This is a genomic window from Pseudomonas sp. Pseusp16 (assembly GCF_047324915.1).
Lineage (GTDB): Bacteria > Pseudomonadota > Gammaproteobacteria > Pseudomonadales > Pseudomonadaceae > Aquipseudomonas > Aquipseudomonas fluorescens_CD.
The window spans coordinates 4,219,369-4,231,672 of sequence record NZ_CP168522.1 but is presented as its reverse complement, the minus strand read 5'-3'; the positions used below and the strand labels follow the sequence as shown (position 1 = coordinate 4,231,672).

General features: G+C 61.2%; 11 protein-coding genes. 5 read left to right on the top strand and 6 right to left on the bottom strand.

Annotated elements, in window-relative coordinates; translation table 11 throughout:
* Positions 1-52: 52 nt before the first annotated feature.
* The 4 genes from ACEN8Q_RS19315 (at position 53) to ACEN8Q_RS19300 (ending at position 5,723) form a co-directional block, all read left to right on the top strand.
* Positions 53-1,492: an aldehyde dehydrogenase family protein gene (locus ACEN8Q_RS19315; protein ID WP_413426892.1), complete on the top strand. Its 1,440-nt coding sequence runs from the start codon at positions 53-55 to the stop codon at positions 1,490-1,492.
* A gap of 188 nt (positions 1,493-1,680) precedes the next feature.
* Positions 1,681-3,048: an MFS transporter gene (locus ACEN8Q_RS19310; protein ID WP_085714532.1), complete on the top strand. Its 1,368-nt coding sequence runs from the start codon at positions 1,681-1,683 to the stop codon at positions 3,046-3,048.
* Positions 3,049-3,059: 11 nt separating this feature from the next.
* Complete coding sequence (gene garD / locus ACEN8Q_RS19305) at positions 3,060-4,613, top strand: galactarate dehydratase (protein ID WP_413426890.1); 1,554 nt, start codon at positions 3,060-3,062, stop codon at positions 4,611-4,613.
* A 168-nt stretch (positions 4,614-4,781) separates the two neighbouring features.
* A complete protein-coding gene (locus ACEN8Q_RS19300; RefSeq protein WP_413703586.1) occupies positions 4,782-5,723 on the top strand; it encodes an AEC family transporter in 942 nt (313 codons plus the stop codon).
* Between the two features lie 62 nt (positions 5,724-5,785).
* On the opposite strand, the gene ACEN8Q_RS19295 is transcribed toward ACEN8Q_RS19300, so the two are convergent.
* The 6 genes from ACEN8Q_RS19295 to gatC all read right to left on the bottom strand — a co-directional run bounded on the left by ACEN8Q_RS19295 (position 5,786) and on the right by gatC (position 11,003).
* Complete coding sequence (locus ACEN8Q_RS19295) at positions 5,786-6,121, bottom strand: carboxymuconolactone decarboxylase family protein (protein ID WP_413426931.1); 336 nt, start codon at positions 6,119-6,121, stop codon at positions 5,786-5,788.
* Between the two features lie 41 nt (positions 6,122-6,162).
* Entirely contained in the window at positions 6,163-7,224 is a 1,062-nt protein-coding gene (locus tag ACEN8Q_RS19290; RefSeq protein ID WP_413426929.1) for a calcium/sodium antiporter, read from the bottom strand.
* 50 nt (positions 7,225-7,274) lie between these two features.
* The gene (locus ACEN8Q_RS19285) at positions 7,275-7,649 is read right to left on the bottom strand and encodes a septal ring lytic transglycosylase RlpA family protein (protein WP_057398870.1); all 375 of its coding nucleotides are present in this window, start codon (positions 7,647-7,649) and stop codon (positions 7,275-7,277) included.
* A 142-nt stretch (positions 7,650-7,791) separates the two neighbouring features.
* Positions 7,792-9,237, bottom strand: a complete 1,446-nt coding sequence (gene gatB / locus ACEN8Q_RS19280) for an Asp-tRNA(Asn)/Glu-tRNA(Gln) amidotransferase subunit GatB (RefSeq protein ID WP_413426886.1) — start codon at positions 9,235-9,237, stop codon at positions 7,792-7,794.
* Between the two features lie 10 nt (positions 9,238-9,247).
* Positions 9,248-10,699 (bottom strand): Asp-tRNA(Asn)/Glu-tRNA(Gln) amidotransferase subunit GatA, encoded by a 1,452-nt coding sequence (gene gatA, locus ACEN8Q_RS19275; protein ID WP_057398872.1) that lies wholly within the window; start codon positions 10,697-10,699, stop codon positions 9,248-9,250.
* Positions 10,700-10,715: 16 nt separating this feature from the next.
* Complete coding sequence (gene gatC / locus ACEN8Q_RS19270) at positions 10,716-11,003, bottom strand: Asp-tRNA(Asn)/Glu-tRNA(Gln) amidotransferase subunit GatC (protein WP_024011606.1); 288 nt, start codon at positions 11,001-11,003, stop codon at positions 10,716-10,718.
* A gap of 211 nt (positions 11,004-11,214) precedes the next feature.
* Between gatC and mreB the strand changes: the two genes are divergently transcribed.
* Entirely contained in the window at positions 11,215-12,252 is a 1,038-nt protein-coding gene (gene mreB / locus ACEN8Q_RS19265) for a rod shape-determining protein MreB (protein WP_002555108.1), read from the top strand.
* Positions 12,253-12,304: the final 52 nt, after the last annotated feature.

Sequence of the window (12,304 nt, the reverse complement as noted above, 5' to 3'; positions counted from 1 at the left end):
CAAACCAGAGCCGCTGAGCGATCAGCGGCTTTTTGCGTGAGGAGAACGACTCGTGACAAAGCGCTACGACAACTACATCAACGGTGAATGGGTCGCCGGTGCCGATTACTCGGTCAACATCAACCCGTCCGAACTGAGCGACGCCATCGGCGATTACGCCAAGGCTGACCTGGCGCAGGTCCACGCCGCCATTGACGCCGCCCGTGCCGCATTCCCTGCGTGGTCGGTTTCGGGCATCCAGGCCCGTCACGACTCCCTGGATAAAGTCGGTAGCGAGATCCTCGCCCGTCGCGAAGAGCTCGGCACCCTGCTGGCCAGGGAAGAGGGCAAGACCCTGCCTGAAGCCATCGGTGAAGTGACCCGCGCCGGCAACATCTTCAAATTCTTCGCCGGCGAGTGCCTGCGTCTGTCCGGCGACTACCTGCCGTCGGTGCGTCCGGGCGTCAACGTTGAAGTCACTCGCGAAGCCTTGGGCGTGGTCGGTCTGATCACCCCGTGGAACTTCCCGATTGCCATCCCCGCATGGAAAATCGCTCCGGCCCTGGCCTACGGCAACTGCGTCGTGCTCAAGCCTGCCGACCTGGTACCGGGTTGCGCCTGGGCCCTGGCCGAAATCATCTCACGCGCCGGCTTCCCGGCCGGTGTGTTCAACCTGGTGATGGGCAGCGGTCGCGTGGTGGGTGATGCACTGGTCAACAGCCCGAAAGTCGATGGCATCAGCTTCACCGGCTCCGTCGGTGTAGGCCGTCAGATCGCGGTCAGCTGTGTGTCGCGCCAGGCCAAGGTCCAGCTGGAAATGGGCGGCAAGAACCCGCAGATCATTCTCGACGATGCCGACCTCCAGCAAGCGGTCGAGTTGTCGGTGCAGAGTGCGTTCTATTCCACTGGCCAGCGTTGCACCGCATCGAGCCGCTTCATCGTCACCGCCGGCATCCACGACAAGTTCGTCGAAGCCATGGCCGAGCGCATGAAGTCGATCAAGGTCGGCCACGCCTTGAAGGCTGGCACCGACATCGGTCCGGTGGTCTCGCAAGCTCAACTTGAACAGGACATGAAGTACATCGACATCGGCCAGTCCGAAGGTGCACGCCTGGTCAGCGGCGGTGGCCTGGTGACCTGCGACACCGAAGGCTACTTCCTCGCGCCAACCCTGTTTGCCGACAGCACAGCTGCGATGCGCATCAGCCGTGAAGAGATCTTCGGCCCGGTGGCCAACATTGTTCGCGTAGCTGATTACGAAGCCGCGCTGGCCATGGCCAACGACACCGAGTTCGGCCTGTCGGCGGGCATTGCCACCAGCTCGTTGAAATACGCCAACCACTTCAAGCGCCACTCCCAGGCCGGGATGGTGATGGTCAACCTGCCGACCGCCGGTGTGGATTACCACGTTCCGTTCGGTGGGCGTAAAGGTTCATCCTATGGATCACGTGAGCAAGGTCGCTATGCGCAAGAGTTCTACACGGTCGTAAAGACCAGCTACATCGGCTCGTAACAAGAAACTCCGTGGTATTGGCAACGATACCGCGCCCCCTGTAGGAGCGAGCTCTGCTCGCGATGGTCTCGAGGTCGCGAAGTTCAGCCTGATGCCCAGCGTCATCGTTGACGACCATCGCGAGCAAGCTCGCTCCTACAGAACACCGTTATTACCCGCATAAAAATAATCAGTGGGAGTACATCTACATGCAATCGACCAAGCCGACTCACGTCCGCTACCTGATCCTGCTCATGCTGTTTCTGGTGACCACGATCAACTACGCGGACCGCGCTACCATCGCCATCGCCGGCTCCAGCCTGCAGAAAGACCTGGGCATCGATGCCGTTACCCTCGGCTACATCTTCTCCGCATTCGGTTGGGCCTACGTGGCCGGGCAAATTCCTGGCGGCTGGCTGCTGGACCGTTTCGGATCGAAAAAAATCTATGCGTTGAGCATCTTCACCTGGTCGCTGTTCACCGTCCTGCAGGGGTATGTCGGCGAGTTCGGCATGTCCACGGCGGTGGTTGCGCTGTTCATGCTGCGTTTCCTGGTGGGCCTGGCCGAAGCGCCGTCTTTCCCCGGTAACGCGCGCATCGTGGCGGCCTGGTTCCCTACCGCTGAACGCGGCACCGCCTCGGCGATCTTCAACTCGGCGCAATACTTCGCCACCGTGCTGTTCGCACCGCTGATGGGCTGGATCGTCTACAGCTTCGGCTGGCAACACGTGTTCATCGTCATGGGCGTGATTGGCATCATCTTCTCCGGGATCTGGCTGAAGGTTATTCACAGCCCGCGCCAGCATCCGATGATCAATGACGCCGAGTTCAAACACATCGCCGACAACGGCGGCATGGTCGACATGGACCAGGACAAGGGCAAAGGCAAGAAGGTCGACGGCCCGAAGTGGGACTACATTCGCCAACTGCTGACCAACCGCATGATGCTCGGCGTGTACCTGGGCCAGTACTGCATCAACGGCATCACTTACTTCTTCCTGACCTGGTTCCCGGTGTACCTGGTACAGGAGCGCGGCATGACCATTCTCAAGGCCGGTTTCATTGCGTCGTTACCGGCGATCTGCGGCTTCATCGGTGGTGTGCTCGGCGGGGTGATCTCCGATTACCTGCTGCGCAAGGGCCATTCGCTGACCTTCGCCCGCAAGGCGCCGATCATCGCCGGCCTGCTGGTTTCCAGCAGCATCGTGGCGTGCAACTACGTCGATGTTGAATGGATGGTCGTCGGCTTCATGGCCCTGGCATTCTTCGGCAAAGGCGTTGGTGCATTGGGCTGGGCGGTGGTATCCGACACCTCGCCGAAGCAGATCGCCGGCCTGAGCGGCGGCCTGTTCAATACCTTCGGCAACCTGGCTTCCATCACCACGCCGATCGTTATCGGCTACATCATCAGCTCCACCGGTTCGTTCAAGTGGGCGCTGGTGTTTGTCGGTTGCAACGCTTTGGTCGCGGTGTTCAGCTATCTGGTCATCGTGGGCCCGATCAAACGTGTGGTGCTCAAAGAGCCACCAGCGAACGGTTCTCAAGCCCCTGGCAAATTGTCTCAAGCGCATTCCTGAGGAGCGGCGTCATGCAGTTGATTGAACATTCCGACTCGCCGCGCTACATCCGCCTGCACGAGCGGGACAACGTAGTGATCGTGGTCAACGATCAAGGCGTACCGGCCGGTACCGAGTTTGCGGACGGCCTGGTCACCGTGGACTTCGTGCCACAGAGCCACAAGGTCACCCTGGAAGACATTCCCCAGGGTGGCCAGGTGATTCGTTATGGCCAGGTCATTGGCTACGCCTTGCAGCCGATTCCCCGCGGCAGTTGGGTCAAGGAAGATCAACTGCGCATGCCGACCGCGCCGCCGCTGGACAGCCTGCCGCTGTCCACCGACGTGCCGGCCGCGCAAGCACCGCTGGAAGGCTTCACGTTCGAGGGTTATCGCAACGCCGACGGCACCGTCGGCACGCGCAACATTCTCGGTATCACCACCACCGTGCAATGCGTGACCGGCGTGCTCGATCATGCGGTCAAGCGCATCAAGGCCGAGTTGCTGCCCAAGTACCCGCACGTCGATGACGTGGTGGCGCTGACCCACAGCTACGGCTGCGGCGTGGCCATTACCGCTACCGACGCCTACATCCCGATCCGCACGGTGCGCAACCTGGCGCGCAACCCGAACCTGGGCGGTGAAGCCCTGGTGATCAGCCTGGGCTGCGAGAAGTTGCAGGCCGGACAGGTGATGCACGACAACGACAGCTCGGTGGATCTCAGCGAACCGTGGTTGTACCGCTTGCAGGATTCCAGCCACGGTTTCACCGAGATGATCGAGCAGATCATGGAGCTGGCCGAAGTCCGTCTGAAGAAGCTTGATCAACGCCGCCGGGAAACCGTGCCGGCATCCGAGCTGATCCTCGGTATGCAGTGCGGCGGTAGTGATGCGTTCTCCGGCATCACCGCGAATCCGGCACTCGGCTATGCCTCGGACTTGCTGCTGCGGGCCGGTGCGACGGTGATGTTTTCCGAAGTCACTGAGGTGCGCGATGCCATTTATCTGCTGACCTCCCGCGCGGAAAACCAGGACGTCGCCCAGGAACTGGTACGGGAAATGGACTGGTACGACCGTTACCTGGCCAAGGGCGAAGCCGATCGCAGTGCCAACACCACGCCGGGTAACAAGAAGGGCGGGCTGTCGAACATTGTCGAGAAGTCATTGGGCTCGATCGTCAAGTCCGGCAGCAGCGCGATCAATGGCGTGCTTGGCCCTGGCGAGCGTTTCAAGCGCAAAGGCCTGATTTTCTGTGCGACCCCGGCCAGCGACTTTGTCTGCGGTACATTGCAGTTGGCGGCGGGGATGAACCTGCATGTATTCACTACCGGTCGCGGCACGCCTTACGGGCTGGCCATGGCGCCGGTGGTGAAGGTATCGACACGGACCGAACTGGCGCAACGCTGGCCGGACCTGATCGACATCGACGCCGGGCGCATTGCCACCGGGCGCGCATCCATCGAGGAGCTCGGCTGGGAACTGTTCCACTACTACCTGGACGTGGCCAGCGGCAAGCAGCAGACGTGGGCGGAGAAGCACAAGCTGCATAACGACATTACCCTGTTCAACCCGGCGCCGATTACGTAAGACCGAGTCGCCTGCTTCGCGAGCAAGCCCGCTCCCACATTGGATCAGCGTCGCATGAAGATCAAATGTGGGAGCGGGCTTGCTCGCGAAGGCGATCTACCAGACGCCGAGGTCGCCGGTGGCTTATCATTAGCCCCCTAACGACGCACACCCCAAGGTCCTTCCGGCATGCTGGCAATTTTCCTCGAAACCCTGAACATCACCGCGCCGGTGTTTGCCATGCTGTTTCTGGGGGTGCTGCTCAAGCGCATCGACTGGATCAACGACAACTTCATCCACACCGCGTCAGCATTGGTGTTCAACGTCACCATGCCGGCGCTGCTGTTTCTGGGCATCCTGCATGCCGACCTGCACGCGGCGTTGCAGCCGGCGTTGTTGATCTACTTCTCCCTGGCAACGCTGGTGTGTTTTGCCATCGCCTGGGGCTGGGCGATCTGGAAGTGCCCGCGGGAAGATCGGGGGATCTACACCCAGGGTGCCTTTCGCGGTAACAACGGGGTCATCGGCCTGGCGCTGGCGGCAAGCATGTATGGCGACTACGGGATTTCCCTCGGGGCGATCCTCGCGGCGCTGGTGATCCTGTTCTACAACACGCTGTCGACCATCGTGCTGGCGGTGTACAGCCCGGTGATCAAGTCCGATCCGTGGAGCATCTGCAAAAGCGTGTTCAGCAATCCGCTGATCATCAGCGTGATTGCGGCTGCGCCGTTCGCCTTTTTCAAGATCGGCTTGCCGGGATGGCTCGAGACCTCCGGCCAGTATCTGGCGCAAACCACCCTGCCGCTGGCGTTGATCTGCATCGGCGGCACGCTGTCGCTGGCGGCGCTGCGCAAAAGCGGCAACATGGCGCTGAGCTCCAGCCTGGTGAAGATGATCGGCCTGCCGGTGCTGGCGACGCTGGGCGCATGGCTGTGGGGCTTTCGTGGTGCGGAACTGGGGATTCTGTTTCTGTACTTCGGCAGCCCGACCGCCGCTGCCAGTTTCGTCATGGCCCGGGCGGCGGATGGTAACCATGAACTGGCGGCGGCGATCATCGTGATCACCACGTTGATGGCGGCGGTCACCACCAACGTCGGGATCTTCTTTTTGCAGTGGGGTGGGTGGATCTAGCGTCAGGATTTGCGGTGAATTGAAGGGCCGTCTTCGCGAGCAACACTGCAACTTTCGGATAGTTACTCCGGCTTCTGGTAGCTATCAATCACTTCCTGCGCCGCGCGAAACGCATCAATCGCCGCCGGCACGCCGGCATACACCGCGCAATGCAGCAGCGCCTCGCGAATCTCCTCCACGGTGCAGCCGTTGTTCAGCGCACCGCGCACGTGACCTTTCAACTCCTGCGGGCACTTCAGCGCGGTCAGAGCGGCGAGCGTGATCAGGCTGCGGGTTTTCAGCGGCAGGCCGTCGCGATTCCATACACCGCCCCAGGCGTGTTCGTTGACGAAATCCTGCAGCGGCTGGGTGAACTCGGTAGCGTTGCCCAGTGCGCGGTCGACGAAGGCGTCGCCCATCACTTGGCGGCGGACTTCAACGCCGGGTTTTTTATTCTCGGTCACGGGATTTCCCTCTTATGGTGTTGGCGACGCCAGGCGCGTAGTGACGTGAACAGCAAGAACGCCACCAGTGCCGGCAGGACGAAAAACAGCATCAAGTGTTCCAGCTTGCCGGCCAGTGGCATGCCGGTGGTGAACGACACCACGTGCAGCCCATACGCCAGGTACAAGCCCAGTAACAGCAAGCCTTCGGCGCGAGTCACCCGGTAGCCGGAGTAGAACACCGGCAGGCACAGCGCCGCGACGCCGAGCATCACCGGCAGGTCGAAATCCAGGGCGTTGGGCGACACCGACAGCGGCGACGGCGCCACCAGAGCGGTAAAGCCGAGCACGCCCAACAGGTTGAACAGGTTACTGCCAATCACGTTGCCCACGGCAATATCACGCTCGCCGCGCATCGCGGCGATCAACGAAGTGGCGAGCTCAGGCAGTGATGTGCTGACAGCGACGATGGTCAGGCCGATGATCCGCTCCGACAGCCCAAGATCGGTGGCGACCGCAACGGCAGCCCCCAACAGCAAGTGCCCGGCGTACACCAGCATCGCCAGCCCGGCGATAATCATCAGCAGGCTGCTCAGCCATGGCGCGTCGCCGTGGTGGTCATGACTCGATACCGGCCGCGCCGAATGCCGTGACTGGCGCAGCAACAGGCCCAGGTAAATCGCCAGTGCCGTCAGCAACATCACGCCGTCGGCACGGGTCAGTTCTTCATTCCAGGCGAGTACGAACACCAACAGGCTGGCGCCGATCATCAGCGGGATATCCAGGCGTACCAGTTGCCGGGAAACCCGCAATGGAATGATCAGCGCAGACAACCCGAGGGTGACGAGGATGTTGAAAATGCTGCTGCCGATCACGCTGCCGACGGCAATGTCGGCGTTATGCGCCAGGGTCGCTTGCAGGCTGACCGCCATTTGCGGTGCGCTGCTGCCGAGAGCAACGATGGTCAGGCCGATGATCAGTGGGCGTATGTGCAACCGCGCGGCAATGCGTACGGCGGCGCGCACCATCAATTCGGCGCCGATGATCAGCAGGAACAATCCGCTGAGCAATTCGATCACGCTGATCAGGGGCAAATCGGCTAATCCGAAAATGGTCGGGGCTCCATCGGTCAGTCGTCGAGAGCCTGGACCCGCACCCGGGCTGTGCCGCTTTTGAGCATGCCCAGGCGTGCGGCGGCTTCGTGGGACAGGTCGATCAGGCGGCCACGGGTGTGCGGCCCACGATCATTGATGCGCACCACGCAGGATTTGTCGTTATTGAGATTGGTCACCTTCACCCGCGTACCGAAGGGTAGCTGGCGATGGGCGGCAGTCATGGAATTCTTGTCGAAACGCTCGCCATTGGCGGTGCGTTTGCCTTGGTGTTTGGCACCGTAGTACGAAGCCACGCCGGTTTTATCGTAACCATGCGGATCGACGGTGTCGGTGCTGGCGCAACCGGCCAGGAGCGAGAGGAGGGCGCAGGCGCCGAGCAGACGTTTCATTCGAAGGTTTCCCGAAATAACTGCAGGAGCGAGCTTGCTCGCGATGGTGTGTCAGTCACGTCGATGCCAACTGACATTCCATCGCGAGCAAGCTCGCTCCTACAAGGTTTTGAGCCAGGCCTGAAATCTGGCTCCATTTCTATCAGCCTTCGAGCTTGCTTTTGAGCAATTCGTTCACTTGTTGCGGGTTGGCCTTGCCTTTGGAGGCTTTCATGGCCTGGCCGACGAAGAAGCCGAACATCTTGCCGCGCTTGGCTTCGTCTGCCGCGCGGTATTGTTCGACCTGCTCGGCGTTGGCCGCGAGCATTTCGTCCAGCACCGCCGAGATGGCGCCGGTGTCGGTCACTTGCTTGAGGCCGCGCTTGTCGATGATCTCGTCCGCGCTGCCTTCGCCGTTGGCCATCGCTTCGAACACCACCTTGGCGATTTTGCCGGAGATGGTGTTGTCCTTGATGCGCAGCAGCATGCCGCCCAGTTGCTCGGCGGAAACCGGCGATTGATCGATGTCCAGGCCTTGCTTGTTGAGCAGGCTGCCCAACTCGACCATCACCCAGTTCGCCGCCAGTTTGGCGTCGCCACCGATGCTCGCGACTTTCTCGAAGTAATCGGCTTGTTCGCGGCTGGTGGCCAGCACGCTGGCGTCGTAGACCGACAGACCGAACTGCTCCTGGAAGCGTTCGCGTTTCTGCGGTGGCAACTCGGGCAGCGTGGCGCGTACGTCGCTGAGGAACGAGTCCTCGATGACCACCGGCAGCAGGTCCGGATCAGGGAAGTAACGGTAGTCGTTGGCTTCCTCTTTGCTGCGCATCGGACGGGTCTCGTCCTTGTTCGGATCGTACAGACGGGTCTGCTGGATCACTTTGCCGCCGTCTTCGATCAATTCGATCTGACGCTGGATTTCGCTGTTGATCGCCTTCTCGATGAAACGGAACGAGTTGACGTTCTTGATCTCGCAGCGCGTGCCGAACTCGACCTGACCCTTTGGACGGATCGATACGTTGCAGTCGCAACGCAGCGAGCCTTCGGCCATGTTGCCGTCACAGATGCCCAGGTAACGCACCAGCGCGTGGATCGCCTTGACGTAAGCCACGGCTTCCTTGGCGCTGCGCATGTCCGGCTCGGAGACGATTTCCAGCAACGGCGTGCCGGCACGGTTCAGGTCGATGCCGCTGGCGCCGCTGAACTCTTCGTGCAGGCTCTTGCCGGCGTCTTCTTCCAGGTGCGCCCGGGTGATGCCGACACGTTTGACCGTGCCGTCTTCCAGGGCGATGTCCAGGTGGCCCTTGCCGACGATCGGCAATTCCATCTGGCTGATCTGGTAGCCCTTGGGCAGGTCCGGGTAGAAGTAGTTTTTACGGGCGAACACGTTGTGCTGGCCGATCTCGGCGTCAATCGCCAGACCGAACATCACCGCCATGCGCACCGCTTCCTGGTTCAGCACCGGCAGCACGCCGGGCATGCCCAGGTCTACCAGGCTGGCCTGGGTGTTCGGTTCGGAACCGAAGGTGGTGGAACTACCGGAAAAGATTTTCGACCGGGTGGTGAGCTGGGTGTGAATCTCCAGCCCGATCACGACTTCCCATTGCATGTGTGTCTCCTCAGAAGCCGGTTGGGGTGCGGGTGTGCCAGTCAGTGTTCAACTGGTACTGGTGCGCAACGTTGAGCAAGCGGCCTTCCTGGAAATACGGGGCGAGCAGTTGCACGCCGACCGGCAGACCGTCGACGAAACCGGCCGGCATCGACAGGCCTGGCAGGCCCGCGAGGTTGGCGGTGATGGTGTAGACGTCTTCCAGGTACGCAGCGACCGGGTCGCTGTTCTTGGCGCCAAGCTTCCAGGCCGGGTTCGGCGTGGTTGGGCCGAGGATGATGTCGACCTCATTGAAAGCGGCCATGAAGTCGTTCTTGATCAGGCGACGAATCTTCTGCGCCTTCAGGTAGTAGGCATCGTAGTAACCGGCGGACAGGGCGTAGGCACCGACCATGATCCGACGCTGCACTTCTGTCCCGAAACCTTCGCCACGGGAGCGCTTGTACAGGTCTTCCAGGTTTTTCGGGTCTGCGCAACGGTAGCCGAAACGCACGCCGTCGAAGCGCGACAGGTTGGAAGAGGCTTCCGCCGGGGCGATCACGTAGTACGCAGGAATCGCGTGCTGCATGTTCGGCAGGCTGATTTCCTTGACCACGGCGCCGAGCTTTTTCAGCTCTTCGACGCTGGCCATGACCAGGTCGGCAATGCGTGGATCGAGACCGGCGCTGAAGTACTCCTTCGGCACGCCGATACGCAGGCCTTGCAGCGAACCGTTGAGGCTGGCGCTGTAGTCCGGCACGGGTTCGTCGATGCTGGTGGAGTCATTCGGATCGAAGCCGGCCATACCTTGCAACAAAATTGCGCAGTCTTCGGCAGTGCGCGCCAACGGGCCGCCCTGATCGAGGCTGGAGGCGTAAGCGATCATGCCCCAGCGCGATACGCGACCGTACGTCGGTTTCAGGCCGGTGAGGTTGGTCAATGCGGCTGGCTGGCGGATCGAACCACCGGTGTCGGTACCGGTGGCTGCAGGCAACAGACGAGCGGCAACTGCGGCAGCCGAACCGCCGGACGAACCGCCAGGCACGTGTTCCAGGTTCCACGGGTTTTTCACCGCGCCGTAGTAGCTCGACTCGTTGGCCGAACCCATGGCGAATTCGTCCATGTTGGTCTTGCCCAGGGTCACGGCGCCGGCAGCGGCCAGCTTGGCGACGACGGTGGCGTCGTACGGGGCCTTGAAGTTGTCGAGCATCTTCGAGCCGCAGCTGGTGCGAATGCCCTGGGTGCAGAACAGGTCCTTGTGGGCGATCGGCGCGCCGAGCAGGGCGCCGCTCTCACCATTGGCGCGGCGTGCATCAGCGGCTTTCGCCTGCGTGAGCGCCAGGTCCTCGGTGAGGCTGATGAAACTGTTGAGCTGTGGATCGAGCTGGGCGATGCGCGCCAGCAGGACTTTGGTCAGCTCTTCGGAGGAAAACTTTTTATCGGCGAGTCCGCGGGCGATCTCGGCCAGAGTCAATTGATGCATTGCAGGCTCTTTCCCTTTAGTCGATGACTTTCGGAACCAGGTACAGGCCGTTTTCGACCGCTGGTGCGATGGACTGGTAGGCCTCGCGGTTATTGGTCTCGGTCACGACGTCCGCGCGCAGGCGCTGGCTGGCTTCCAGCGGGTGGGCCAGCGGTTCGATACCGTCGGTATCGACCGCCTGCATTTCGTCGACCAGCCCGAGAATGCTGTTGAGGGCCGAAGTGATGTGTGGAAGATCGGCATCATTGAGGCCAAGGCAGGCCAGATGAGCGATTTTTTCCACGTCGGAGCGTTCTAGCGCCATTGGGATTCTCCAGTGGAAAACAAAACGGACGGCGTCCGTGTGTTAGATTGTCGGAACACTACCGCACTTCTACGGTCATAAGGCCGCGATTGTGGGGCTTGGTGCACAGAAAAGCGGCCAATTTAACATATTGGCGCCTTGCCCAAAATCCCTGTCGTTGTTAGAGTTTGCCGCACTTTTTTACCCACGCGTTGCCTAGGGTCCCTTTCCCATGTTCAAGAAACTGCGTGGCATGTTTTCCAGCGATCTTTCCATTGACCTGGGCACTGCCAACACCCTTATTTACGTGCGCGAGCGCGGTATCGTCCTGAATGAGCCCTCCGTTGTGGCCATTCGGACACACGGTAACCAGAAAAGTGTCGTTGCTGTCGGCACCGAAGCCAAGCGCATGCTCGGCCGTACTCCGGGCAACATCGCTGCCATTCGTCCGATGAAGGACGGCGTTATCGCCGACTTCAGCGTGTGCGAAAAAATGCTGCAGTACTTTATCAACAAGGTTCACGAAAACAGCTTCCTGCAGCCTAGCCCTCGCGTGTTGATCTGTGTTCCATGCAAATCCACCCAGGTTGAGCGTCGTGCCATCCGCGAATCGGCCCTCGGTGCCGGTGCCCGCGAAGTATTCCTGATCGAAGAGCCAATGGCCGCTGCCATCGGTGCCGGCCTGCCGGTTGAAGAAGCCCGCGGTTCGATGGTCGTGGATATCGGTGGCGGTACCACCGAAATCGCGCTGATCTCCCTGAACGGTGTGGTTTACGCCGAATCCGTCCGCGTTGGCGGCGACCGCTTCGACGAAGCGATCATCACCTATGTGCGTCGCAACTACGGCAGCCTGATCGGTGAGTCGACTGCAGAGCGCATCAAGCAGGAAATCGGTACGGCCTACCCGGGCGGCGAAGTTCGCGAAGTCGACGTTCGTGGCCGCAACCTGGCCGAAGGCGTTCCACGCGCATTCACCCTGAACTCCAACGAAGTGCTGGAAGCTCTGCAAGAGTCCCTGGCAACCATCGTTCAGGCCGTGAAAAGCGCCTTGGAGCAATCGCCTCCGGAACTGGCTTCCGACATCGCCGAGCGCGGCCTGGTATTGACCGGTGGTGGCGCCTTGCTGCGTGACCTGGACAAGCTGCTGGCCCAGGAAACCGGTCTGCCGGTGATCGTTGCCGAAGACCCGCTGACCTGCGTTGCTCGCGGTGGTGGCCGTGCATTGGAAATGATGGATAAACACACCATGGACCTGCTTTCCAGCGAATAAGTCGCCGGATCGCCTCTATGCTGTTGAGCGCGCAGGCGGCACTTTGCAGTGC

Bases quoted from the DNA above. Each gene is read 5' to 3' on its own strand.
- ACEN8Q_RS19310 (WP_085714532.1), top strand. From the start codon at position 1,681: ATGCAATCGACCAAGCCGACTCACGTCCGCTACCTGATCCTGCTCATG.
- garD (WP_413426890.1), top strand. From the start codon at position 3,060: ATGCAGTTGATTGAACATTCCGACTCGCCGCGCTACATCCGCCTGCAC.
- ACEN8Q_RS19300 (WP_413703586.1), top strand. From the start codon at position 4,782: ATGCTGGCAATTTTCCTCGAAACCCTGAACATCACCGCGCCGGTGTTT.
- ACEN8Q_RS19295 (WP_413426931.1), bottom strand. From the start codon at position 6,121: ATGGGCGACGCCTTCGTCGACCGCGCACTGGGCAACGCTACCGAGTTC.
- ACEN8Q_RS19285 (WP_057398870.1), bottom strand. From the start codon at position 7,649: ATGAAACGTCTGCTCGGCGCCTGCGCCCTCCTCTCGCTCCTGGCCGGT.
- gatB (WP_413426886.1), bottom strand. From the start codon at position 9,237: ATGCAATGGGAAGTCGTGATCGGGCTGGAGATTCACACCCAGCTCACC.
- gatA (WP_057398872.1), bottom strand. From the start codon at position 10,699: ATGCATCAATTGACTCTGGCCGAGATCGCCCGCGGACTCGCCGATAAA.
- gatC (WP_024011606.1), bottom strand. From the start codon at position 11,003: ATGGCGCTAGAACGCTCCGACGTGGAAAAAATCGCTCATCTGGCCTGC.
- mreB (WP_002555108.1), top strand. From the start codon at position 11,215: ATGTTCAAGAAACTGCGTGGCATGTTTTCCAGCGATCTTTCCATTGAC.